Annotated in this window: 26 protein-coding genes; 18 read left to right on the top strand and 8 right to left on the bottom strand. The window is 69.6% G+C overall.

What is annotated here, in order from left to right; genetic code table 11:
* Positions 1-188: 188 nt before the first annotated feature.
* Complete coding sequence (locus ABCQ75_RS10740) at positions 189-1,583, bottom strand: IS1380 family transposase (protein ID WP_345885366.1); 1,395 nt, start codon at positions 1,581-1,583, stop codon at positions 189-191.
* A gap of 163 nt (positions 1,584-1,746) precedes the next feature.
* On the opposite strand from ABCQ75_RS10740, the gene ABCQ75_RS10735 reads away from it, so the two are divergent.
* The 9 genes from ABCQ75_RS10735 to ABCQ75_RS10695 all read left to right on the top strand — a co-directional run bounded on the left by ABCQ75_RS10735 (position 1,747) and on the right by ABCQ75_RS10695 (position 9,393).
* Positions 1,747-3,594 carry a hypothetical protein gene (locus ABCQ75_RS10735; protein WP_345885365.1) on the top strand — a complete coding sequence of 616 codons (1,848 nt, stop codon included), beginning with the start codon at positions 1,747-1,749 and terminating at the stop codon, positions 3,592-3,594.
* Between the two features lie 98 nt (positions 3,595-3,692).
* Positions 3,693-4,226, top strand: a complete 534-nt coding sequence (locus ABCQ75_RS10730; protein WP_345885364.1) for a helix-turn-helix domain-containing protein — start codon at positions 3,693-3,695, stop codon at positions 4,224-4,226.
* A 20-nt stretch (positions 4,227-4,246) separates the two neighbouring features.
* Positions 4,247-4,402, top strand: a complete 156-nt coding sequence (locus ABCQ75_RS10725) for a hypothetical protein (RefSeq protein WP_345885363.1) — start codon at positions 4,247-4,249, stop codon at positions 4,400-4,402.
* 592 nt (positions 4,403-4,994) lie between these two features.
* Entirely contained in the window at positions 4,995-6,086 is a 1,092-nt protein-coding gene (locus ABCQ75_RS10720; RefSeq protein WP_345885362.1) for a hypothetical protein, read from the top strand.
* A 116-nt stretch (positions 6,087-6,202) separates the two neighbouring features.
* On the top strand, positions 6,203-6,436 hold the full coding sequence (locus ABCQ75_RS10715) for a type II toxin-antitoxin system ParD family antitoxin (RefSeq protein ID WP_345885361.1): 234 nt from the start codon (positions 6,203-6,205) through the stop codon (positions 6,434-6,436).
* A 182-nt stretch (positions 6,437-6,618) separates the two neighbouring features.
* A complete protein-coding gene (locus ABCQ75_RS10710; protein WP_345885360.1) occupies positions 6,619-7,239 on the top strand; it encodes a hypothetical protein in 621 nt (206 codons plus the stop codon).
* Positions 7,240-7,389: 150 nt separating this feature from the next.
* Positions 7,390-8,745 (top strand): MFS transporter, encoded by a 1,356-nt coding sequence (locus tag ABCQ75_RS10705; RefSeq protein WP_345885359.1) that lies wholly within the window; start codon positions 7,390-7,392, stop codon positions 8,743-8,745.
* A 103-nt stretch (positions 8,746-8,848) separates the two neighbouring features.
* Positions 8,849-9,127 (top strand): type II toxin-antitoxin system Phd/YefM family antitoxin, encoded by a 279-nt coding sequence (locus ABCQ75_RS10700; RefSeq protein ID WP_345885358.1) that lies wholly within the window; start codon positions 8,849-8,851, stop codon positions 9,125-9,127.
* Positions 9,124-9,393: a type II toxin-antitoxin system RelE family toxin gene (locus tag ABCQ75_RS10695; RefSeq protein ID WP_345885357.1), complete on the top strand. Its 270-nt coding sequence runs from the start codon at positions 9,124-9,126 to the stop codon at positions 9,391-9,393. The genes ABCQ75_RS10700 and ABCQ75_RS10695 overlap by 4 nt, the downstream gene beginning before the upstream one ends.
* A gap of 69 nt (positions 9,394-9,462) precedes the next feature.
* Here ABCQ75_RS10695 and ABCQ75_RS10690 read toward each other — a convergent pair whose 3' ends face one another.
* Positions 9,463-9,774 (bottom strand): CHY zinc finger protein, encoded by a 312-nt coding sequence (locus ABCQ75_RS10690; RefSeq protein ID WP_345885356.1) that lies wholly within the window; start codon positions 9,772-9,774, stop codon positions 9,463-9,465.
* Positions 9,771-10,484, bottom strand: coding sequence for a biotin transporter BioY (locus ABCQ75_RS10685; RefSeq protein WP_345885355.1), 714 nt, complete (start codon positions 10,482-10,484; stop codon positions 9,771-9,773). Before ABCQ75_RS10685 ends, ABCQ75_RS10690 begins: the two co-directional genes overlap by 4 nt.
* A gap of 182 nt (positions 10,485-10,666) precedes the next feature.
* Here ABCQ75_RS10685 and ABCQ75_RS10680 point away from each other — a divergent pair, with 182 nt between their 5' ends.
* From ABCQ75_RS10680 to ABCQ75_RS10670, 3 genes are all read left to right on the top strand, one after another.
* Positions 10,667-11,098, top strand: coding sequence for a carboxypeptidase-like regulatory domain-containing protein (locus tag ABCQ75_RS10680; protein ID WP_345885354.1), 432 nt, complete (start codon positions 10,667-10,669; stop codon positions 11,096-11,098).
* A gap of 113 nt (positions 11,099-11,211) precedes the next feature.
* Positions 11,212-11,478: a DUF4190 domain-containing protein gene (locus ABCQ75_RS10675; RefSeq protein ID WP_345885353.1), complete on the top strand. Its 267-nt coding sequence runs from the start codon at positions 11,212-11,214 to the stop codon at positions 11,476-11,478.
* Between the two features lie 186 nt (positions 11,479-11,664).
* Complete coding sequence (locus ABCQ75_RS10670; protein ID WP_345885352.1) at positions 11,665-12,165, top strand: hypothetical protein; 501 nt, start codon at positions 11,665-11,667, stop codon at positions 12,163-12,165.
* Between the two features lie 207 nt (positions 12,166-12,372).
* Here ABCQ75_RS10670 and kce read toward each other — a convergent pair whose 3' ends face one another.
* The 4 genes from kce to ABCQ75_RS10650 form a co-directional block, all read right to left on the bottom strand.
* Positions 12,373-13,305, bottom strand: a complete 933-nt coding sequence (gene kce / locus ABCQ75_RS10665; RefSeq protein ID WP_345885351.1) for a 3,5-dioxohexanoate:acetyl-CoA acetone transferase — start codon at positions 13,303-13,305, stop codon at positions 12,373-12,375.
* 12 nt (positions 13,306-13,317) lie between these two features.
* Positions 13,318-14,097, bottom strand: a complete 780-nt coding sequence (locus tag ABCQ75_RS10660; protein WP_345885350.1) for an SDR family oxidoreductase — start codon at positions 14,095-14,097, stop codon at positions 13,318-13,320.
* On the bottom strand, positions 14,094-15,410 hold the full coding sequence (locus ABCQ75_RS10655; protein WP_345885349.1) for an MFS transporter: 1,317 nt from the start codon (positions 15,408-15,410) through the stop codon (positions 14,094-14,096). Before ABCQ75_RS10655 ends, ABCQ75_RS10660 begins: the two co-directional genes overlap by 4 nt.
* Positions 15,411-15,477: 67 nt before the next feature.
* The gene (locus tag ABCQ75_RS10650; protein WP_345885348.1) at positions 15,478-16,482 is read right to left on the bottom strand and encodes a LacI family DNA-binding transcriptional regulator; all 1,005 of its coding nucleotides are present in this window, start codon (positions 16,480-16,482) and stop codon (positions 15,478-15,480) included.
* Positions 16,483-16,708: 226 nt separating this feature from the next.
* On the opposite strand from ABCQ75_RS10650, the gene ABCQ75_RS10645 reads away from it, so the two are divergent.
* The 3 genes from ABCQ75_RS10645 to ABCQ75_RS10635 all read left to right on the top strand — a co-directional run bounded on the left by ABCQ75_RS10645 (position 16,709) and on the right by ABCQ75_RS10635 (position 18,561).
* The gene (locus tag ABCQ75_RS10645; protein ID WP_345885347.1) at positions 16,709-17,044 is read left to right on the top strand and encodes a TfoX/Sxy family protein; all 336 of its coding nucleotides are present in this window, start codon (positions 16,709-16,711) and stop codon (positions 17,042-17,044) included.
* Between the two features lie 91 nt (positions 17,045-17,135).
* On the top strand, positions 17,136-17,672 hold the full coding sequence (locus ABCQ75_RS10640) for a flavodoxin domain-containing protein (RefSeq protein ID WP_345885346.1): 537 nt from the start codon (positions 17,136-17,138) through the stop codon (positions 17,670-17,672).
* 100 nt (positions 17,673-17,772) lie between these two features.
* Positions 17,773-18,561, top strand: a complete 789-nt coding sequence (locus tag ABCQ75_RS10635; RefSeq protein ID WP_345885345.1) for a GntR family transcriptional regulator — start codon at positions 17,773-17,775, stop codon at positions 18,559-18,561.
* Here the strand turns inward: ABCQ75_RS10635 and ABCQ75_RS10630 are convergent.
* Positions 18,558-19,469, bottom strand: a complete 912-nt coding sequence (locus ABCQ75_RS10630) for a hypothetical protein (RefSeq protein ID WP_345885344.1) — start codon at positions 19,467-19,469, stop codon at positions 18,558-18,560. The two genes, ABCQ75_RS10635 and ABCQ75_RS10630, sit on opposite strands and share 4 nt — an antisense overlap.
* 176 nt (positions 19,470-19,645) lie before the next feature.
* Between ABCQ75_RS10630 and ABCQ75_RS10625 the strand changes: the two genes are divergently transcribed.
* The 3 genes from ABCQ75_RS10625 (at position 19,646) to ABCQ75_RS10615 (ending at position 22,580) form a co-directional block, all read left to right on the top strand.
* Positions 19,646-20,713, top strand: a complete 1,068-nt coding sequence (locus ABCQ75_RS10625) for a LacI family DNA-binding transcriptional regulator (RefSeq protein WP_345885343.1) — start codon at positions 19,646-19,648, stop codon at positions 20,711-20,713.
* A gap of 130 nt (positions 20,714-20,843) precedes the next feature.
* Positions 20,844-21,332, top strand: coding sequence for a hypothetical protein (locus ABCQ75_RS10620; protein WP_345885342.1), 489 nt, complete (start codon positions 20,844-20,846; stop codon positions 21,330-21,332).
* A 90-nt stretch (positions 21,333-21,422) separates the two neighbouring features.
* Positions 21,423-22,580: a substrate-binding domain-containing protein gene (locus ABCQ75_RS10615; protein WP_345885341.1), complete on the top strand. Its 1,158-nt coding sequence runs from the start codon at positions 21,423-21,425 to the stop codon at positions 22,578-22,580.
* Positions 22,581-22,662: the final 82 nt, after the last annotated feature.

Here is a 22,662-nt window from a genome sequence, read left to right as displayed (position 1 = left end):
AGCCTCGATCTTTCAGCGTGGCTGGTTGGCTGAGTGTCAGGGCTTACCGTCTGCCTGACTGTGTGGATTCTGGCATGGGGGTGCGACAGTTCTGCCCGCTGACCGTGGCGGGTGGTCGGTGCGGGTTCCACTGCTCGCACGCTTGGTGCTCTTCCTGTCTCGTCGCTGCTGGGTCCACGCTCGCGCGGCTAGGGCGGGGCCAGGAGTGCGAGCCGGCCCAGTGCCGTGAGGATCAGCGGCGTCTCCGGCGAGGCCGCGGCCAGGTGCAGGACGGTGCGCCGCGCGTGCCGGGAGATCCGCGCGGCGGTCTCGAAGATCCTGGCACGGAGTCGTTTGGGCTCCCAGCGGCGTGCGTTGTGCCCGTGGAGTGCGAGCATCTGGGCCCAGGCGGTGATCTCGGCGGCGAGCATGACCAGGTGGCACCACAGGGTGTTCGCGTCGAACGCGTGCAGGGGCAGATTCGACAGGCCGGTGTCCTTGGCGCCGCGGATGCGGTCCTCGCACCTGGCGCGCAGCCGGCGGCGGACCTCGAGGTCGGCGAGCTGGCCCTTGGCCTGGTTGGTGGCGAAGGCGGTGTAGCGCATCCCGTCCAGGTCCGTGATGCGCAGCTGCGCCCCGACGTGTGGGACCTCCCGCCGGACGATGACCCGCATGCCCTCCGGCCAGCCGGACAGGTCCAGCATCCCGGTGACCTCGGCGACCCAGGCCCCGTCGCGCTCGTGCCCGTCGGAATTGTAGGCCCGGGCCCACGCCTCCTCCGGGATGCGGGGAAGCGCGCACTCCAGCTGGGCGCCGATGGGGAACCCGACCGTGTAGCCCAGGTTCTGCCGCGCACCGGTGAGCCAGTGCAGGAAGTCCTTCGTTCCGCCGGCGGAGTCGGTCCGGATCATCACCTTCCGCCCGGACCGGAACCCCCTGGGCAGCTGCGCGAGGGCCTGCCTCGTGACGGTGATGTGGTCCGCGGCGGTGTTCGAGCCCGCGTTCCCGGGCCGCAGCAGCACCGCGAGCGGCTCGCCCGTCCCGTCGGCGCCGTGGTCGAGGAACGCCGTGAGCGGGTGGAAGCCGTAGCCCTTCTTCCACGTCGGGGCCGCGTGCTCCTTCTCCGAATGCGCGGTGACCAGGGTTGCGTCCAGGTCCACCACGAGCGGATCCCGCGCCGTGGCGCCATGGGCCGGGGACTGCTCCCCGGCCAGGGACCAGGCATGGGCTCTGGCCGCGGCTCGCGCGGTGGCGATCGCCTTGAGCGCCTCTGCCGGCTGCTGCCCGGACAGGGCCTTCATCACGCGGCTGACCGTCGGGTCCGAAGCGACCGGGCCGAACACGCCCGGCTGGGAACGGACCCGGTCCACATCCGCCAGGCAGTCCCCGCCCATCGCCAGCGACAGGGCCAGATCGGTGATGACCTTGCCCGGATCATGCCGGGACAGCGGCTTCCGCCATGGCCTCAACGCCGTAGAAAGGCCCGCCGCGAGGCCACTGGCGCGCACCGTCTCCGTCAGGACGATCCCGCCGGCCTGGGAGACAACTCCGAAGCCGTTGCCGTCCACGAGCACAGCCGGATAGGGACAGGTAGACTTCTGCACCAGAAAGGTGCCTCCTCGAGCTGGTCGGAACGCTGCGTAGACAACAGCATTTTCCCAGATCAGAGGCACCTTTCGCAGTTCAGGTCGCAGCCACCAGCGCCACCCCATGAAAGCCCGAGGCTAATCGCGGCGGCCGACCCCCGCACCGCGTAGCCTTGACCGGGTGACATCGCCCTTCGACGATCCCGAGTTCACCGCCCGACTGGCCCAGATGGGCGTGGTCCAGACTCCTGGCATGGCGGCCCGGATGATGGATGACCTCGCGCCGCTGCTCGCCGCCGAGGGGATCGACCTAGACAACCTGGGCGACGACGTCGACTTCGGCGAGGTCAACGCTGCCCTCGCCCGCGCCACCGAGCGCCACAACCTGGCGCTGTTCACGCCCGTCGCCGCGCAGCGTGCCGGAGCCCTCGCGGTCCTGCGGCTCTTTGCCGAGTCCCTCGCGGAGGGCGATGAAGACCTGGCCGCCGCAGTGGTCGCAGGCGTCGAGAGCGATCCAGCGGGCGATGCCCCGGCAATCTCGCACGTCCTCGGCGTCAGCCTCGGGCTCCTCGACGGCTGGCATACCGACCCGAGGCTGCGCCGCGCGCTCGCGGGCACGCGCGTGCCGCGGTGGAACCGCGCAGCCGGCGCTGCGGCGACCGATGTCCTCGCCCTCGCCCGCAAGGGGCGCGCGTTCGACTCGCTGAAGAGCCTGCACCGGCACGGAGGGCTGGCGCTCTTCGAGGGATCCGCGCTCCTTGTTGCGGCGTCCCTCGGCTCGCGCGCCGCGAGCGAGGGCGCATCGGTGGGCGAGCTGGCGGGGCGGGTGCTCGTCGACACCGGCTGGGGCCTGCCTCACACCCAGGACCTTCCCCCTGCCCCCTCCGCCCATCCGCGCGGAAGCAGCTTCACGCGCCCACGGGCGGCAGGCAGTACAAGAGGATCGCGCCGGGCTGTTCCCGGACAGGGTGCCCGCAGCGCGCGGGCCGCGGACCGCGCGCTGCAGCGGGGCTTCGGCGCGTGGCTCGAGCAGGCGCCGTCGATCGCCGCACCCACGGTGGCCGACGAGCTGGGCATGATGCAGATGCTGGTGGGCATCGCGCGCGGCGAGCGTCTGGACCTGAGCCGGGCCGCCGACGTCGAGCCCCTCATCGACCTGCTCCGCGACTCCGACCTCGAGAACCCCGATGCGCTCGACGCCGCGCTCGAGACGCTGCACGACTACGTGCACTTCCGCCTCGAGGCCGGCCACGACCCGGGCGGTTGGGAGGAAGCGCACGGTGCCGTCGAGGACGCGCTCGACGACGTCGCCGGGCCGAGCCCCCTCGATGCGATCCTGGAGGATGCGGAGAAGGTCAGTCCGCACGCACGCCGCAGCGCCCTCGCGCAGACCCGGCTCATCGCCGCGGTGAAGGACCTGCTCGCGTGGCTCGGCACCGGCCGGCCGGTGACGCAGACCGGCGGCGTGCGCCGCGGGGACATCAAGGAGGTCGCGGGCATGCTGGGCGTCCGGGCAGTCGGGGTCGCGAAGCGCGTGGGCGACTACCGCGACGAGGACGAGCCGGTACAGGCGCTCTCGATGGCCGACGTCCCCCTGCTCGCCCAGTGGTGGGAGGCGCTCTTGGCCGCGGAAGTCATCCGGACCAACTCCTCCAGCGTCCGGCCCGGCCCCCTGGCCGCCGAGTGGAGCGCCGAGGCGCTTCCGCCGCTCGAATTGGCCGAGTCGGTCGCAGGAATATTCGTCGCAGCGACGCTGGCCGCCCCCATGAACCAGGGCAACTACGGTGCGTTCATTGTCAAGCCGTCCTTGGCCCAGCTGATGGGTGCGCTGGCTCCCGAAGGTCTCGAGGTCCAAGCACCCGCACTGCTCGGCCGGGGGCCGGTATGGACCGTGCGGAATCTCGAGCGCGCGGGACTCGTCGCCTTCGACGTCTCAGGCACCCTTCAGGTCCCCGACCGGCTGCGGGCCGCTGTTGCCCGTGGCGTCCTCCTCGCCGTCGCACACCTCGCCGGAACCGAGGACGGGTAGCTCTCTGCTCGGAGCGCCAGCTGCGGCCGGTGAGCCGCTCACCCGTGACTATCCGAACGAATCGCAAGGTGTTATGTTTCATTCAGAGAGGGGCGATGATGACTGCCAGCACGCTCACCCGAGAAACCTTCGTTCCAACCGTCGCGGACGCCGGCACGGCCAGGATGATTCTTGCGTCGGTGCGTTCGCATGAGCATGACGCGCCCGCTGCCGCGGCAGAGACCGGCTACTCCCTGTCCGGCCCTGGCCCGGACGACATCATTCCCCTGACTCCCGAGATCTTCGCGGTGCTCAAGAAGGTCGCAGAGGCCATGGACGACGGGCTTGCCGTGACGGTGACGCCCGAGACCACCACCCTGACGACACAGCAGGCCGCCGACCTTCTCGGCGTGAGTCGGCCAACTCTGATCCGGCTCCTCGCAGGAGGCGCCCTCCCCTACGAACGCGTCGGTTCCCACCGGCGGCTGCAGCTTCGCGACCTGCTCGACTATCGCGAGAAGCGACGCCAAGAGCAGTACGACGCGCTGGCCGCGACGAGCGTTGAACTGGAAGAGGAGGAAGGCCTGGAAGCCATGCTCGAACGGCTGCGTGAAGCGCGTCGGGCCGTGGGCCGCCGGTACGGGCATCGATAGACCGTGTTCGCCGCCGCGGCTTGGAACGCGAACAGGCCCGCAACCGGGCACGGCGCCTCGTCCTCAGAATGGAGGACAGCTTCCAAGACGCCATCGTGACGGGCTGGGAACCGCTCGAAGGCTCGTTCAACCTCCCGGATCCGAATGACGAGCATGTCGCGCGGCCGCAGCAGTAATAGGTGGCGCGGGGTGCATCGTCACGCATAACATGCGAGATTTCCCCTCAAGCCGCCTGCCAGTTTCCCTCCAAGTACTGCAGCCTGCGCAATTCCTCGCGGACCATGTCTCGCTGGACCCCGATCTCACCCGGCTTGCTCTGGAGAAGATGGGCCAAAGACGGAAGACGGACGCGCTCTCCCTAGCCCACGAACTCGTCAGGCGCTACGGGCTGGGCGAGGCCTTGGGACATGTCTATCCGGAAGAACTACCGAACGAGTAGGCGGCCGCCGAAACTTCGGTTCGTGATCGCGGTCCATGATTGTCGGACCCTCCTTCTACATTCGGTCACGCGTGCAGAGCTGCACGCTGGCGAACATGAGGAGGTGAAGTAATGCGAGTTTCGCCGTTATCACTCGAGCACCCCGAGCGACCCTGATGTGCATCCGAAGAAGACATGAGCCATGTCACCTAGGCCGCAGCGGGTCCCCCATCGGGACGCAATGGTTGACGTGATCCACATCCGAGGGTGCTCAAACACTGGAAACGGGCACCCTGCCTGCGGCACCCTGATGCCAGAGACGACGTCGAGCGCTAGAGGAAGGCGGCTCCGTGCCAGTTGAAGTTGGGCTATGGAGGATCGACACGGTGGCGGAAAGGATCCGCCCGGGCTCCATGCCCCTTGAGTCGCGGCTGGAGCAGCTGATTCTCGACGATCCGGAGATACTGGGGTCGAAGCTCCTCCTTATCGGCAATCAGGTCCCCACGCGCTACGGGAAGTTCGCGGACGTCCTCGGCCTCGACCTTGAGGGGAATATCCACATCCTTGAGCTCAAGCGGGACAAGACGCCCCGCGACGTGGTCGCCCAGATCCTCGACTACGCGACCTGGGTGCAGGAGCTAGGGAACGACGACATACGCGACATCTTCACGGTCAACCATCCAGCTGTGCTATTCGATGAGGCCTTCGCCGAGCGCTTCGACGGCGCTCCTGTCCCCGACGAACTGAACGGCACACATTCGCTCACGGTGGTGGCGAGCGACACCGACACCGCCACTGAACGCATCGTCATGTATCTCAACCAGTCCTACGGGGTTCCCATCAACATCATGAAATTCCAGTACTTCCGTGATGGCGACCACGAATATCTCGCGCGAACTTGGGTGGTGGACGAGGCCTCGGCGGTGAAGTCCCCCTCTGCGTCTCGAACCTCAGGAACGCGGGCCTCCTGGAATGGCAGGGACTGGTACGTGGCGTTCGGCGAAGGCAGGGACAGGCATTGGGACGACGCCAAGCGCTTCGGCTTCGTTTCAGCCGGTGGCGGTGAATGGTACTCACGAACGTTGAAGAGCCTCCCTGAGGGGGCGAGGGTCTTCGTGCACGTGCCGCAGCGCGGGTACGTCGGCGTGGGAGTTGTCGAAGGTCCCGCCCAGCCCGCGGATGACGCGGTTCTGAGCCTCGGCGGGCAACAGCAGCCTTTCCGATCACTGCCCGTGACGGCCTCCTATTCCCACGGTGACAGCGAGAGCGGTGACGTCGGCGAGTACATCGTGCCAGTCAGATGGCTCCACACCGTTCCTCTCGAGAGTGCCGTGTGGCGCCAGGGGATGTTCGCCAACCAGAACAGCGCATGCAAGCTGCGCAGCAAATTCACGATCGAAGAGGTCTCCAAGGCGTTCGGCCTGACCGAAGAGTCGCTCTAAAGTCGGCACGTGATCGCGGCCGAGTCGCGCTCAGCGCCGCGGACATGACCTCGGTGGTCACGGCCAGCCCGCGGAATCCCTGCCGTGCCATAACAATCCCCGGTACCCTCGCTCCCATGGCACGCAACACGTCGATCAGCCTGGATTCCCACTTATCCGATTTCCTCGCCCGTGAGGTGGCATCGGGGCGGTACGGGTCCGCAAGCGAGGTAGTGCGGGCCGGCCTCAGGCTCCTGGAGGGTCAGGAAGCCCGGCTCTCTGCCCTGCGCTCGGCTCTCAGCGCCGGCGAGGCCAGCGGCGAGCCGCAGCCGTTCGACTTCGACGCGTTCATGGCCTCAAATCGGTCGTGAAGCAGTACGGGCTCACGCCGGCCGCGGCACAGGATCTGCCATCGATGTGGGACTACACCGCCGATTCTGGGAGGCCCTTCCGAGTCGCAACGCGGCCGATCCTGCCGCATCGATGAGCCTGCGGCCCTCGACTAGGATCCTCTCGAACGCCACAGGGTGGAGACTCGGATGAGGAGCGGGCAGTGGACGTGCTGAGCACCATGGGGACCGACGACCTCCGCACCGCCGTGTGGATCGTGGCAGTTGCCGCAACCGTCGCCGTCGCGGCCCTGCAGTTACTCGCTCCCACCGCACGAAGGTCCGGCAAGGACTGGCGGCCGGCTGGCCTCGCAGCGCTGCAGAGCCTGCGGGCCGGCGCTGGCGCCTACGCGGCGGCAAGCCTGGCGGCGGCGTTCTACATCCTGGGCCACGCTTCGGACGTGCGCTGGTCCGCCGGCAGGGACGCCCCCTTCGACGTGCCGGAGCTCGCGCCGAGCCTCCCTCTGTTCGATGGGATCGTCAACGCGCTGAACGGCTTCGCGAGCACCGTGGAATCCGGCGTCAACGATGCCCTCGCGATCAAGAACGCCTTCATCGTCTCGGGCGACTTCATGGTCATGGCGCTCTGGGGAACCGTGGCCATGGTCTGCATCGCGATCGCCGCCTTCCTGCTGGGCCGGCACGTCGAAGCGCAGCGCGTGCGGCAGCTCGACGAACTGGCCGTCCGCCAGCGCCATCTCGAGGCGGAAGTCGGCAGGCTCCGGGACCGGCTCGAGCTGCTGTCGCTCAATTCACCTGCAGCGAATCAGCCCCCCACGTCTTAGCGGTCAGCCCAACGCGGGTCCTCCCGCCCCCCTATCAATCCCGCCCAAACAAGTATTGGACCGCCCAAGAAGCCCCCACCTAGCCTCGGGAACAGGCGAAACCGGGGGGACGCCGTCGTCCTCCCCGCACTGACCGGAGGAGAGCCGACGATGACAGCCACGCGGACGCTGAGCGTCCAGGAGACCATGGACCCGCCGATGGGGCCGAGGCGGTGGGCCGTGGCGGCCTTCTGCTTCGTGATCGCGCTGCTGGACGGGTTCGACACGCAGTCGATCGCGTTCATCGGCACCGCGATCGCCGCCGAGTTCGCGCTCAGCGCCACGGACATGACCTGGGTGATCACGGCCAGCACCGTCGGAATGGCCCTGGGCGCGATGACGCTCGGGACGTTCGGGGACAGGATCGGGCGCAAGCGCACCATCCTCATCGCGCTGGCGCTGTTCGGCGCGTTCTCGCTCGCGGGGGCCTTCGCGACCGCCGCGTGGCAGGTCGTCGTCCTGCGCTTCCTCATCGGCCTGGGCATGGGCGGCGCGACCCCGGCCCTGCTCGCCCTCACCGCCGAGTACAGCCCGCGCGCCCGCCGCGGCACCCTCATGACCCTCGTGCTCCTGGGCCTGCCCGGCGGCGCGATGATCGGCGGCCTCGTCGCAGCGGCCTGGCTGCCCGTGGTCGGCTGGCGCGGCATCTTCCTCATCGGCGGCGCCCTGCCGCTGCTCCTCCTCGCCGCCGCGGTCGCCCTGCTGCCGGAGTCGCCCGCGTACCTCGTGGCGAAGGGCACGCACGACGACGACTCCCGCGCCCGCGCGCTCATCGCGCGTTCCACGGGCCGCGCCGTCCCCGAGGACACCGCGCTCACGGTCGAGGACGCCGGCGAGAAGCGCGGCTCCGTCGCGGCACTGTTCGCCCCCACGTACCGCAAGGTCACCGTCGCCGTCTGGGCCACGTACCTCTTCAACTGGATCGCGTGGTTCCTGCTCCTGCTGTGGATGCCCACCGCGCTCAAGGCCCTGGGCCTCGACGCCGGGACCGCCGCCCTCGGCACCGTCACCGTCAACGCGGCGTTCATCGTCTTCTCGGTCCCGCTCTCGGCCGCGCTCCCCCGCGTCAACCCGCGGCGGCTCCTGCTCGGCATGTTCGCCGCGGGCATCCTCATCGCCCTCGGCCTCGGCGCGGCCGGCACCCAGTGGGGCCTCGTGTTCACGCTCCTCGGCCTGGCCGGCTTCGGCATCGGCGGGCAGCAGCTGGCGCTCAACTACCTCATCGCCAACGCCTACCCCACCCAGCTGCGCGCGACCGCGACCGGCTGGGGCATCGGCGTCGGCCGCCTCGGCTCCATCGTCGGGTCCGCGCTCGGCGGCGTGCTGCTCACCGGCCTCGGCCCGTCCGGCTACTTCGCGGCCCTGGCGGTGCCGCTCGTGGTGGCCGGCGCCGCGACGCTGCTCGTGAGGCCCGCACGGGCGGAGGCCTCCGACGGCGAGCTCGAGGCGGTCGCGGCGGGGCACTGACCGCGGCACCTCCTCCGAGGCGGGCGGACGACGGCGGGCGCGCGCCCGCCGTCGTCCGCTGATCCCTGCGGGTAGCGCCCTGAGAAGCGCTACAATTATGTACATGACCACGATCCCCGTCGCAGGAGCGCGTGCCGACCTCTCGAAGATCATCGACCGGGCCGAGCGGACCCACGAGCGCTTCGACATCACGCGCAACGGCGAACGTGCGGCCGTCCTGCTCGGCGCCGACGACTACGACGGGCTCATCGAGACCGTGTCGATCCTCTCCGAGGCGGAGACGCTGCAGGAGCTCAAGGAAGCCATCCAGGACCTCAGCTCCGGCAAGGGCCACGATGAAGACGACGTCCGCGCAGCCATGAAGGCCGCCGGGCGCTTGTGAGCCGCTACACCGTCCGGTTCTCTCCTGCCGCGAAGCGCGCCCTCACCGAAGGGCTTCCGGAAGCTGTCGCCGCGGCGGCCTTCGAGCTCATCACGGGTGCGCTCAGCGAGAACCCGCACCGGCTGGGGAAGCAGCTCGCGGAGCCGCTCTTCCCCCTCTATTCCGCCCGACGAGGCACCTATCGCGTCATCTACCGGCTCGACGACTCACGCCGAGAACTCGAGGTCGTCGCCGTGACGCATCGCAAGGACGCATACCGCGCTTAGCAGCAGAGATGGGCGGACGACGGCGGGTACGCGCCCGCCGTCGTCCGCCCCCTCCCGCGGCGTCCGCCGTCACGCCTCGAAGTACAGGTGCGAATGCAGGGCGCAGCGCTCGTTGAACCGGGCGCCGCAACTCGGGCACGAGGTCACCGCCAGGTAGTCCTGGACGGCCATCTCGCCCTTGCAGACGCCGCACAGCACCGCCGGCTCGGCCCACTCGCTGCGCGGCCAGGTCTGGGCCTCGTGGTCGGCGTCCTCGGCGTGGCAGAGGTGGCAGGGGTAGTACCGCCGGCAGCACCGGAACTTGATGGCGATGACGTCCACCTCGGTGCGGTAGTGGATGCACCGGGTCTGGTCGTCAACAGTGCTGCCGAAGACCCTCACTTCACGCGGCGCACGAGCACGTCGGGGAACGCCCGGTGCACGGCCACGGCAGCGACTGCGGCAACGGCGTCCTTGAGGATGTCGCCGGGGTAGAAGACGAGGTCGGCGAGGAAGGCCGCCTCCCACGAGAGCTTGAGGTTGACCATCATGCCCAGGACGCCGAGCGCGTGCGAGGCGACCACCGTGACCACCACGGCGGCGAGGAAGAACCACAGGCCGCGGCGCTTGGCCGGCAGGCGCTTGATGATCTGCTCGGCGGCGATGCCGACAAGAAGCGCGGCGACGATGAAGCCGATGATGTACCCGCCGGAGCCGGTCGCCATGACCTGCAGCCCGGCGCGCCCGCCGGAGAAGATCGGCAGCCCGGCGAACGCCAGGGTGAGGTAGAGCGCCACCGCCGCGACCGCGCGGGAGCCGCCCAGGACGAGGCCGGTCAGCATGATCGCGAAAGTCTGCAGCGTGATCGGCACGCCGAGGCCGCCGACCGGGATGCCCGGGACGATCGCCGAGGCCGCGATGAGGGCGGCGAACACGGAGACGAGCGCCAGAGACTGCGAGTCCCACATGCGGCGGGGCTTTCGCGGGCTCGGCTGGGCCTTCTCGGCTGCTGCGGCCGTCTCGGTGGTCGTGCCCTTCTCGGCCGTCTGGCCCTTCTCGGCCTGCTCGGCGAGGGCGTCGGGTGCCGGGGTCGGCGCTGTCGGGTTGCTCATGGTTCCTCCAGATGATCCGGGTGGGTCTGGAAGAAGGCTATGCAGCGCGCGGCACGGCCGTTTTGTAGTGAATCCACCATGGGCAGGAGTGTCCGGTCGGCGGATCGCTACAACAATCGCCCGGCCGCCCCGTCGGGCGCCCCTCTCGACACCGCCCACAGGGCCGGCGAACCATTGATGCCATGAGAGCGACGCCGGCAGTCACGGCCGCAGCGAGCGCGGCCTGCCTGCTGCTGGCCTCGTGCGGCCCGCCGGCCCCGCAGCCGAGCCCCACCGCGACAGGCTCGGCCTCGCCGTCCCCCACGCCGCGCTCCGGAACGGGCGTCTACGGCTCCGTCACGGCCGGCCCCACCTACCCGGTCGAGCGCGCGGACCAGCCCTGCCCGCCGCAGCCGGTCTCGGCCGGCGTCGTGGCCCGCAGCCTGCGAGGGGCGCCCATGGCCTCGACCCACAGCGATTCGTCCGGCCGCTATGCCCTCGACCTGCTGCCGGGCCGCTACGTGCTGGTGGTCGTCACCCGCTCGGGGTGGCCGGCCTGCCCTGACACGCCGGTCACCGTGGAGCCGGCCTCTGCCGTCCGCGCGGACGTCTCCTGCGACACCGGCATCCGCTGAGGACAGGCGTTCGCGCGGCGCCTCTGTTTCAGCGGGTGCCGCTGCTACGATGCGCTTGCCGATCCGCTTGCGTGCGGGTTGGGGGACCACGCACCCATGCGAACGGAGACACCATGAGCTACCAGCAGTACCCGAGCCAGCAGGCGGCCTACGCGCCGTCGCAGCGGACCAACGGCCTGGCGATCGCCGCGCTGATCAGTTCGTTCTTCATCAGCCTGCTCGGGGTGATCCTGGGCCACATCGCCCTGAACCAGATCAAGCGCACGGGCGAGGGCGGCCGCGGCCTGGCCATCGCGGGCCTCGTGATCGGCTACGCGGGGATCGCCCTCGGCATCATCGTCGCCATCACGGTGCTCGGCACCGCCGCATCGCGGTACTGACCCACCGAGTGCGAGGGGCCATCGCCGGGCTTTCCGGCGGTGGCCCCTTCCGCGTCCCCGAACCCGCCCATGCTCCGCCTCACTGGACTCATCCGCGCCTTCCTGCCGCAGTCACCTAGGCCTACAATCGCCCCGTCAGCGTCTGTGCTGGGGCGGCGCCCATTCCACAATGAAGGGGATAGGGCCATGAAGAGTTCGAAGAAGCTGCTGGCTGCCGCCGCGGCTGCCGCATTGGCAGTGCCGCTCGCGGCGTCCAGCGCATCCGCCGCCACCGTCCAGGACGACCTGGCAGCGGTGCGCGCCGCGACCGCCAAGTACCACGACGTCAACGTCGCCCTCGCCGACGGCTACACCGCCGACGTCCACTGCATCCCGGGCATGGGCATCCACTACGTCAACTTCGCGAGCTTCGGCGCTCCGCCGGATCCCCTCCACCCGGGCGCCCTGCTCTACGCACCGGCGCCGAACGGGCGGCTCAAGCTCGTTGCAGTCGAGTGGTTCCAAGTCGACGCCGACCAGGACCTGACGACGGACAGCGACCGGCCATACTTCTTCGGCACGGCGTTCGACGGCCCGATGCCCGGCCACGCCCCGGGCATGCCCATCCACTACGACCTCCACGCCTACATCTGGTCGCACAATCCGGACGGCGTCCTGACCACCTGGAACCCCAACATCACCTGCTGACGCGAGCGACCCACGCCAGGTTCGAGGCCCGCAGCGCTGGCTGCTGCCCTCCCCAGCCGCGGGGGGGGGGGCGGGGGCCCCCCCCCCCCCCGGGGGCCCCCCGGCCGACGCCCCCCGGGGCGGGCGCCCCCCCCCCGGGGGGGGCCCCCCCCCCCCCCCCCCGCCCCCCCCCGGCCCCCCCCCCCCCCCCCCCCCCCCCCCCGCCGTTCAGAAGCCGACGTTGGCGCGGCCCTTCAGCTGCAGGATCTCCCGGGCCTCGTCTGGTGTGGCGACCTCGAGGTTGAGCGCCTCGAGGATCACCCGGGCGCGGGACACCTGCTCGGCGTTGGACTCGGCGAGCTGTCCCGGGCCGATCCAGAGCGAGTCCTCGAGGCCCACCCGGACGTGGGAGCCCATGGCAGCCCCCATGGTGGCCAAGGGCATCTGGTTCCGGCCTGCGCCGAGGATCGACCACTCATAGTCCGAGCCCAGAAGCCGGTCAGCGGTGCGCCGCATGTGCATGAGGTCCTCCGGATGCCCGCCGATCCCGCCCAGCAGCCCGAACACCGACTGCACGAACAGCGGGCCCCTGGCCAGTCCCCGCGCGTGGAAGTGGGCCAGGTTGTTCAGGTGGGAGATGTCGTAGCACTCGAATTCGAAGCGGGTTCCGTTGGCGTTGCCAATGCCGAGGATCGTCTCGATGTCCGAGAACGTGTTCTTGAAGACGAGGTCCCGCGACTTCTCGAGGGATTCGCGCTCCCACTCGTGCTCGAATTCGGTGAAGCGCTCGAGCATGGGGTAGAGGCCGAAATTCATCGACCCCATATTCAGGCTGGCAAGCTCGGGCTTGAACGCGGCCACGGGCCGCATCCGCTCCTCGACCGTCATGTGGGGCGAGCCGCCCGTGGTGATGTTGATGACCACGTCCGAGTTCGCCGTGACCTTCTCGAGGATCGGCTCGAAGTGCCGCGGGTCCTGCGACGGTCGCCCGTCGCGGGGGTCCCGTGCGTGGAGATGCACGACGGCGGCACCCGCCTCGGCGGCGCCGATCGCCGCTTCCGCGATCTCGTCCGGGCTGACGGGCAGGTGCGGCGACATGGAGGGCGTGTGGATTGCGCCCGTGACGGCCGACGTGATGATGACCTTGCGCTTGAGCGACATGTCCAGGGCCTCCTAGTAGAGCTTCTCGGTGTTGCCGTCCACGGCCATGGCCTGGCCGTTGACGTTCTTCGCCAGCGGCCCGGCGAGGAACACGGCCATGTCCGCGATGTCCTCCGGCTCGACGAGCCGGTTCATGGACGACTGCGCGTGGTACAGCTCCGACACCTCCTCCACCGGGCGGCCCAGCATGCCGGCCTTGGCCTCGATGACGGCGCTGATGCGGGGGCCGTTGACCGCGCCCGGGCAGATGGCGTTGACCCGGATGCCCTCGCCGCCCAGCTCGATCGCGAGCGTCTTGGTCAGTCCGACGACCGCCCACTTCGACGCCGAGTACGGGCTCCGGCCGGCCATCCCGAGCCGTCCCGCGGCGGAGGAGAGGTTGACGATCGAGGCCGCGTCCGAGAGCCGCAGCAGGGGCAGGGCGTGCTTGACCGCGTAGAACTGCCCGTGCACATTGACGTCGAAGGTGCGACGCCAGGCATCGCCGTCCAGCTGGTCGATCGGTCCCGTGGGACCGGCGATGCCCGCGTTGTTGACCAGGACGTCCAGACCGCCGAGTGCGGACTCGACCTCTTCCATGAGCTCGGCCACGTGCGCCTCGCTGGACACGTCGCTGACGCTGGCGGCGAACCCCTCGCGCTCCGCCCGCTCCACGGCGCCCTCGTCGACGTCGGTGACGAACACCGAGGCGCCGAGGCCCTTGAACCGGGAGGCGATGGCGAGTCCGATGCCGGCCGCTCCCGCGGTGACCAGGACCCTACGGCCGGAATAGTCGAGACCGTGTGCCGTCACTGCTGCGCCTCCCGTGCGGGAGCCTCGGCACCCCGCTTGAGGGAGCGCGTGAGGACTGCCCCGACGGCGCACAGCGCCACGATGAACCACAGGCCGGAGAGCTTGGACCCCGTGAGGTCCTCGGTCATGCCCATGACGTAGGGGCCGAGGAAGCCGCCGAACAGGCCGATGGTGTTCACGAACGCGAGGCCGCCGGCGAGCGCCGCGCCCGTGAGACGGGTTGCGGGGTACGTGAAGAGGATCGGCTGGAGGGCGAAGAAGTTGAAGGCCGCGAGGCAGAAGCCGACCATGCCGAGCACCGGGCCTCCCACCGCCCCCAGGGCGAAGCCGGCAACGATTCCGACCATGGCCGCCGTGGCGATCGTCCGCGACCGCGCACCGTTGGTCGCCAGCCGCGGGAGCAGCATGGCACCGGCCGCCGAGAAGATCCACGGAACGGCGGTGAGGAGTCCGATCTGCACCGGGCTGAGCTTGCCGTAGGAGCCGATGATCGAGGGCAGGAAGAAGCTCAACGCGTAGACGGCGATCTGGTGGGTGAAGTAGATGCCGATGACGAGGAGGATCTGCTTGTCCTTGAGGACGTGACGCAGCTTCGAGTTGCCCGCGGCGGCCGCGCCCTGGCGCTCCTCGGCGACGATGCGGGACTCGAGGTCCTCGGCTTCGTCGCGGGTCAGGAAGGTGGACTCCGTTGGTCTGTTCGGGAGGAACTTCCAGACGGCGAAGGCGAGCAGGCAGGAGGGCAGGCCCTCGATCACGAACATCCACTGCCAGCCGTGGAGGCCGCCGACACCGTCCATGGTGAGGAGGAGCCCGCCCAGCGGGGCGCCGACGATGTTCGCGATGGACACGCCGAGGAGGAACATGCCGTTGGCCTTGGCCCGGTCCTTCACCACGAACCACTGGGTCAGGAAGTACATCACGCCGGGGAACAGTCCGGCCTCGGCGATGCCGAGGAGCATCCGCAGGACGTAGAAGGACCATTCGCCGTTGACGAGCGCCATAGCCGCGGAGATCAGGCCCCAGGTGATCATGATGCGCATGATCCAGAACCGGGCCCCGACCTTGTGCATGATGAGGTTCGAGGGGACCTCGGAGAGCGCGTAAGTGAGGAAGAAGAGCCCGGCTCCGATCCCGTAGGCGGCGGCGCTGATGCCCAGGTCGATCTCGAGGCGGTCCTTCGCCATGCCGATGTTCGTCCGGTCGAGGAACGCGAGGACGTAGGCGCCGATGAGCAGGGGCATGATGCGCCGGAAGATCAGTCGGTTGACCGCTTCCGGCGATCGCCGGGCGGTCGTGTGGACGGTTGAGGACATGGGTGTGCCCTTTCTTGTGCTTCGAGGGGAACGGTCCGACGGCGGGCCGTCTCTTGAGGTTTGAGGTCTAACGGGCGGAATGCGGATCGGCGGGGCAGCCGCAGGAGGTGCCGAGGTGAAGCTCGTGATCGCAGATCGCGTGGATGACGGTGGTGCGCTTGGTGGTGATCTGGTCCAGGAGCAGCGCGAAGGCCTTGTGCGCCATCTTCTGGACGGGTTGGACGATCGTGGTCATCCCGATCAGCTTGGAGCGGCTGTGCGGGAGGCCGTCGCTCCCGACGACGGCGAGGTCCTCCGGGATGCGGAGACCGAGGGTGAGGGCGTGCTCCATGACGCCGATGGCGATCTCGTCCGATCCGCAGACGATCGCCGCCGGAGGCCGGGGCGACGAGAGCAGCCGCTGGGCGGCCGCAGCCCCGCCCTGGGCGTTCAGCCTCGTGCTCACCCTGCGCTCCCCTGCGATGGTGATCCCGGCATTCGAGGCGGTGCGGACAAAGGCGTTCTCCCGGGCGAGGGATGCTGTGGAGAACCGCGGTCCGATGACCGTGGCGATCTCGGTGTACCCGTGCCCGAGGACATGGAGCATCAGCTGGGAGGCCGCTGCCTCGTCGTCGATCCCCACGAAATCACCGGGAACCTGCTCGGACCGGCGCGAGAGGTAGACGTAGGGGATCCTGTGCTGCCTCAGCGTCTGCAGCGAGCGGGCGTCATGCCTCAGCGCCGCGGCAATGATCACGCCGTCCACATTGCGGGCAGCGAGAGTGGCGGCAATCTGCGAGAGAGAGTCGGCATCGTCCTGCGTGGTGGCGACGAAGACGTCGAATCCCTCTTCGGCTGTGGCCGTGATGATGTGCTGCGCCCAACCGGTGTACATCGGATTGACGATGTTGGGCACGATCAGTCCGACCACCCGCGTGAGCTGCGGGTCCCGGGAACGCGTTCGACCCGAGACGCGGAAGCCCAGCTCGTTTGCGACTGCGAGGACCCGCCGGCGTGTATCGACCGAAACACCCCTCTGTCCGTTCATGACGTAGCTGACGGTCGCCGGCGAGACGCCTGCCGCGCGGGCCACAGCCGCAGCCGACACCCTCGTCGGTCGGACATCCGCCACTGCTCCGGTCGACAATTCAGAGCACCTCCTTCCCCTGCGACTCGTGCGAGGGAAGCTCCCGCGCCATGTGACCTCCATTACAGAGGCCGCGCCAACGTTAAGCAACGTTAAGTCCCAGGGGACGCCGCCTCCAGAACCGGCGGTCGTGTGCTGGACACCGGCCCCCGCGGCGGCGAACGATAGCCTCATGGCCTACGACCGCAAACTCGCCGACCGCATCCGCACCGTCTTGTCGGACCACGAGGGCGTCGTGGAGAAGTCGATGTTCGGCGGGCTGGCCTTCCTCGTCGGGGGGAACATGGCAGTCGCCGCGAGCGGCCAAGGCGGCCTGCTGCTCCGCTGCAACCCCGGAGCGACCGCGGAACTGTGCGGCAGCCCCGGCGTCGACCGCGCCGTGATGCGCGAGCGCGTGATGAACGGCTGGCTGACTGTCGACGACGGCGCTGTCGCCGACGACGCGGACCTGGCCCGCTGGGTGCAGGTCGGCACGGATTACGCCGAGTCACTTCCGGCAAAGAAATAGCCGCCGTCCCGCGGGCCTCCTACGCTGAGTGCAGGACCGGCCGCCGCGTCGTCGGCCCGTGCGCACCCAGCCCAGCACCCAAGGAGCAGCCATGACCCAGATTCTCGTCGCCTACGGCACCACGGAGGGGCACACGGGCACCATCGCGGAGTTCGTGGCGGACGTGCTGCGGGAGCAGGGGCACGAGGTCACGGTCGCGGACGTCAAGGCGACGGACACCGTCCCCGACGGATGCGGCGCCGTGGTGCTCGGCGGCTCGGTGCACGTGGGCAAGCACGATCCGCAGGTGGTGGACTTCGCCGCGAGGAACCTCGAGGCGCTCGCCGAGCGCCCCTCGGCGTTCCTCTCGGTGAGCCTCGCGCTCGTCGGGGACACCGCCGAGGCGGAGAAGTACGTGCGGGACTTCGAGGCCGACTCGGGATGGACCCCGGACCGGGTCTCCCTCGTCGCGGGCGCCCTCCTCTACACCCAGTACGGGTTCGCCAAGCGGCAGCTCATGCGTACCATCGCGGCGAGCAAGCGGGGCGTGCTGAGCACCGACACGAGCCAGGACACGGTCTACACCGACTGGGAGGCGCTGCGGCGCTTCGGCGAGGACTTCGCTGCGGAGCTCGCGGCCTCGCACTGACGGCCGGGAAGGCTGGGCGCACCCTGCCCCCGGGCCAGAGGACGTGCCATAATCCGAGGCAGTGGTCATTACCAGACCTATCCAACGCCGAGGAGCCACCGTGAGATCCACCTCCGCCCGAGAGGAGAAGGACGCGCCCTCGCCCGTCGGCGCTGCAGAGTCCAACGGCACTGCAGAGTCCATCGGGAACACGCGGGTGCCCAAGCACGAGCAGCTCCGCTCGATCATCCTGAGGCTCGCGAAGGAGAAGCTCCAGCCGGGCGACCGGCTCCCCAGCGAGCGCGTCCTCATGGACGAGTACGGGGTCAGCCGGATCACCGTGCGGGCGGCGATCGGGCGTCTGGTCACGGAGGGCCACCTGGTCCGCGTCCCCGGCAAGGGCACCTTCGTCGCGGACGCCACGGTCCAGTCCACGCTCCACCTCGCCTCGTTCACGCAGGAGATGGAGGCGCAGGGCCACACGCCCAGCACGGTCGTGTTCGTCTCGGAGCTCACGACGGCGCCGGACGACACTGCGGACGCGCTCGCCCTCGAGCGGGGCACCGAGGCGATCCACCTGCGCCGCCTGCGCCTCGCCGACGGGCGCCCGGTGAGCGTGGACGACGCCTGGTACCACCCCGAGCACGCCAGGGGCCTGCTCGAGATCGACCTCACCGGGTCGGTGTACAAGGCGCTGGCCACGCAGTTCGGCCACCAGATCGACCGCGCGCGGCAGTCCGTGCGCGCCGAAGGGGCGCCGGCGGACATCGGCGCGCTCCTCGGCACCGGCACGAGCGCCCCGGTCCTGTTCTTCGACCGCGTCTCCTACTCGGGCGACCTCCCCATCGAGCACGCCCGCTCCTGGTACCGCTCGGACCGCTACGCGCTGAGCATGGAGGTCCGGCTCTAGCTCGGGCGCGGTGCATGCGGGCCCAGCCCAGCGCTGATCCACGTCACGCCAGCGGCGGAGAGCGTCTCGCGGACGCCCGCGCTCGCCCGGGACCCGCCTCCCGGCGCCTCGCGGATCCGGGGCTCGAGGCCCTGCGTCAGAGTGAAGACGTAGGCGGCGAGCAGCGCGAGGTCCTCCACGACGCGTTCGAAGAAGCCCGGCCCGTAGTGCAGCTCCGGGTCGTACCGGAACTCGGACTCCTCGAGCAGCTGGGCGCTGCCCTCGGGATCGCCGAAGAGCTCGCCGACCGGGGGCCGCACTCCCCCATGGCTGACGAACTTGTTGCGCACCTCCTTCATCCTGAAGACGAGCTCGAGCACCCCGGGTTCGAGGAGGCGCCGGACGCTCAGGGCATCCCTGACCCGCTTCGAGAGGATGATCTTGTCCACCAGGACGTTCCTCGCGGCGCCGGGGTCCAGCGCGCGGGACCACGCGAGGTGCTCGATGTGCAGCTCGATGACCTTGAAGAACTCGATGATCGCGCTCTCCGGCGTGGCCATGAGGGCCAGACCGCGGGAGAGGGTGAAGCACGCCTGCACCTGGTACGGGTCGTTGGCCAGCTCCAGCCGGCGCACGGCCTCGGCGACCTCGGGCGGCAGCGCGGGCTCCGCACACGCCGCCGACGACGCGCTCACGGAGTACCCGTCGATGCCTCCCGGGGCGCGCTCGATCAGGCCGACCCCCTCGTGGAGGGCGAGCACGGCGAGGGCCACGGAGAGCCTCTTGACGGCCGCCTTCCAGTCGAGCTCCTCCGGGGAGTGGAGGACGACGGAATGGTCGCCGTGGTCCCGCAGGTCCAGCCCGCACACCGGATACGGAAGGCCCGCCGGGCGGGGAGGAGCCAGCGGGAACGTGTAGCTGAAGCCCATGGGTCCATCATCGGCCCCCGCCCGGCCCCAGAGCCGCATCGCGGGCAGCGTGGGCCTCACTCGCCGCCGGTGACCGAGTTCCGGAGCGCGCCAGCGGACGCACTCCCTCCGCGTAAGGTTAAGCAAGCACGCATGCCCGTGACCCACGGGAGGGCTGGGTTGAGACAGGAGAGGTCGTGGCAGAAGCAGTGAGTCGCCCCGAAGCCAAGGCGTCTCAGCCAGCTACCTCCGGCCGCAAGCCGAACATCAAGGAAGTCGCCCAGATCGCCGGCGTCTCTTACGGCACGGTCTCCCGGGTGCTCAACAACGCCCCGGATGTGAACGCGGCCACCCGAGAGCGGGTGCTGCAGGTGATCAAGGACATCGGATACCGGCGGAATCGGACAGCCACGGCCCTTGTCACCAGCCGCTCCACGTCGATCGGCATCCTGACGGACGGATCCCCCCGCTTCGGACCGGTCGGAACCCTGGTGGCTCTTGAGCACGTCGCGCGGCAGAGAGGATACTCCACCACTGTCGTCTCGGCCGAGCCGCCCTATCAGGAGTCCGTCCCGAGCGCCCTCGACACGCTGGAGGACCTCGGCGTCGACGGGATCATCGTCATCGCACCTGTGCTGCCCATGGCGGCCGCCGTCTGGAACACGCCGCTTCGGATCCCTGTCGAGATGATCGCGGCCGGGGCGACCTCGACCCCCAATGTCTTCACCTACTCCGAGAACCAGGAGCTGGGAGCGCGTCTGGCCACCCGGCACCTCATCGACCTGGGCCATACCGACATCGCCCACTTCGCCGGCTCCACCGACTGGTTCGACGGTCGGGTGCGCAAGCGCGGATGGGAGGCAGCGCTCCGGGATGCCGGCCTTCAGCCCGGGCTGTGCCTTGAGGGGGACTGGAGCCCGAAGTGGGCCTACGAGACGGCCCTTCGGCTCGTGAAGGAGGGACGCGTCCCCCAGGCCATCTTCGCGGCCAGCGACCATACTGCCCTCGGGATCATCCGCGCCTTCGCAGAGAACGGTGTGCGCGTGCCCTATGACGTCAGCGTCGTCGGCTTCGACGACATCGAGGGCTCGGACTACTTCCTCCCTCCCCTGACGACGGTCCGCCAGGACTTCCCCGCCGTGGCCACCACGAGCATCGACGTGCTGCTCGGGGCCATCAACGGCCGCGAGGTCGACCGCACGCCCAGCGCGCCCACTCTGGTGGTCCGCAGCAGCGCGGCCCCCGCCCGCGCTCAGGCCGGCTAGCTCAGTCCCGATCCGGCAAGGCCCGGAAGTTTTTCAAAAGTGACCCTTGACACAGGTTCCGTGAACGTTCACGATAGATGTCACCGTAAACGTTCACGGGAATCGACTCAACGAAGAGGAAGGAGCGCTCGTGGCGGACAGCATCCTCCGGGCCCTCGCGCTTCGCCCTGACGTCACACCCCACGACATCGACGAAACCCAGTGGGCGCACGTCGAACAGCTCCTGGTGAAGTCAGCGGGTCCGGGCGACGAGGTCGCGCGTGCTGTCCGAGCATTCGTCCCCCGTGGCTCATCGGCAGTGGTCGGCGTCATCGACGACGGCGCGCTGTGGGCAAGCCTGGTGGTCACGGTCAATGGCGAAGGCACACCGTCGTCCCTGACAACAGTCGACGGCGCCGCCGTAGGACTGCACAGGAACATGGGCACCGTGGCGGGCACGGCTGTGAGCTGGGTCCATACACACCATGGGCCGTGCTCACTGGGCCTGTTCTTCGACAAACCCCACGCCGAGGCGTTCCTGAACTCCTCAGACAAGGCCGCGGCCATCCGCGCGGCCGCTGCCGCCGGCGGGCTCGTCCTGTCGCCGGTCCCCCCGGCTCTGGCCATCGCCCTCGCCTGAGCCACCCAGAATCCCACCACCTCCGAGCCCACCCTCGCACCCACAGGCGGGGCATTCAGGGCCCTCCCCCCAACACACTGGAGAACAACTATGATCCGCAGGAGATCCCTTTTCGCGGCCGCCACGGTCCTTACGCTGGCCCTCGCCACCGGCTGCAGCTCTTCCACGAGCACCGCCGCCACCGAGAACACCGCCGTCTCCGAGAAGGCCGAGGCCGCCCTGAAGGAGATCACGGGCAAGGTGCTCAGCAAGGGCCCCAACGGCGAAACCCCGTCACCCGTCTCCGCGGCCGATCTGACGCCGGAGGAGATCGAGAAGGTCAAGGCCCTCGGCGCCACCGCGGCCATCGTGATGCACTACGGCGGCAACGACTGGGCCACCGCCCAGGTCAACGGCCTCAAGGCAGAGTTCGAGAAGCTCGGCATCAAGGTCATCGCCACCACGGACGCCAACTTCAAGCCGGACAAGCAGGTCTCGGACCTCGAGACCGTCATGACCCAGAACCCGGACATCATCGTCTCCATCCCCACCGACCCGGTGGCCACCGCCTCCGCCTACAAGAAGGCCGCGGAGTCCGGCGCCAAGCTCGTCTTCATGGACAACGTCCCGCAGGGCCTCACCGCCGGCAAGGACTACGTCTCGGTGGTCTCCGCGGACAACTACGGCAATGGCGTCGTCTCCGCCCACCAGATGGCCAAGGCCCTCGGCGGCCAGGGCAAGATCGGCCTCGTCTTCCACCAGGCGGACTTCTTCGTCACGAAGCAGCGCTACCAGGGCTTCAAGGAGACCATCCAGAAGGACTACCCGGACATCCAGATCGTCGAGGAGAAGGGCATCGCCGGCCCGGACTTCGCCGGCGACGCGCAGGCTGCGGCCAACGCGATGCTGAGCAAGTACGCGGACCTCTCCGGCATCTGGGCCGTGTGGGATGTGCCCGCCGAGGGCGTGATGGCCGCGGCCCGCGCCTCGGGCCGGCAGGACCTGAAGATCGCCACCGAGGACCTGGGCAAGAACGTCGCCATCGGCCTGGCCAAGAACGAGCTCATCGTCGGCCTCGGCGCGCAGGTCCCCTTCGACCAGGGAGCGGCGGAGGCCCGGCTCGGCGCCGGTGCCCTCATCGGCAAGAAGGCGCCCGCCTACGTGGCCCTGAGCGCCCTGCCGGTGGACCACGACAACGTCCTGGACGCGTGGAAGCAGGTCTACCACGAGGACGCTCCGAAAGAGCTCCAGGACTCCTACAAGCAGTAGCCGGAACCGGTGGTGGGGGGGGGGGCCGGGGGGCCCCCCCCCCCCCCCCCCCCCCCACGACCCCCCCCCCCCCCCCCCCCAG

The sequence above is a fragment of the Sinomonas halotolerans genome, assembly GCF_039615075.1.
GTDB classification, from domain to species: Bacteria; Actinomycetota; Actinomycetes; order Actinomycetales; family Micrococcaceae; genus Sinomonas; species Sinomonas halotolerans.
Note: the sequence above shows the minus strand (reverse complement) of the source record. Positions and strands in the feature narration are given on the sequence as shown.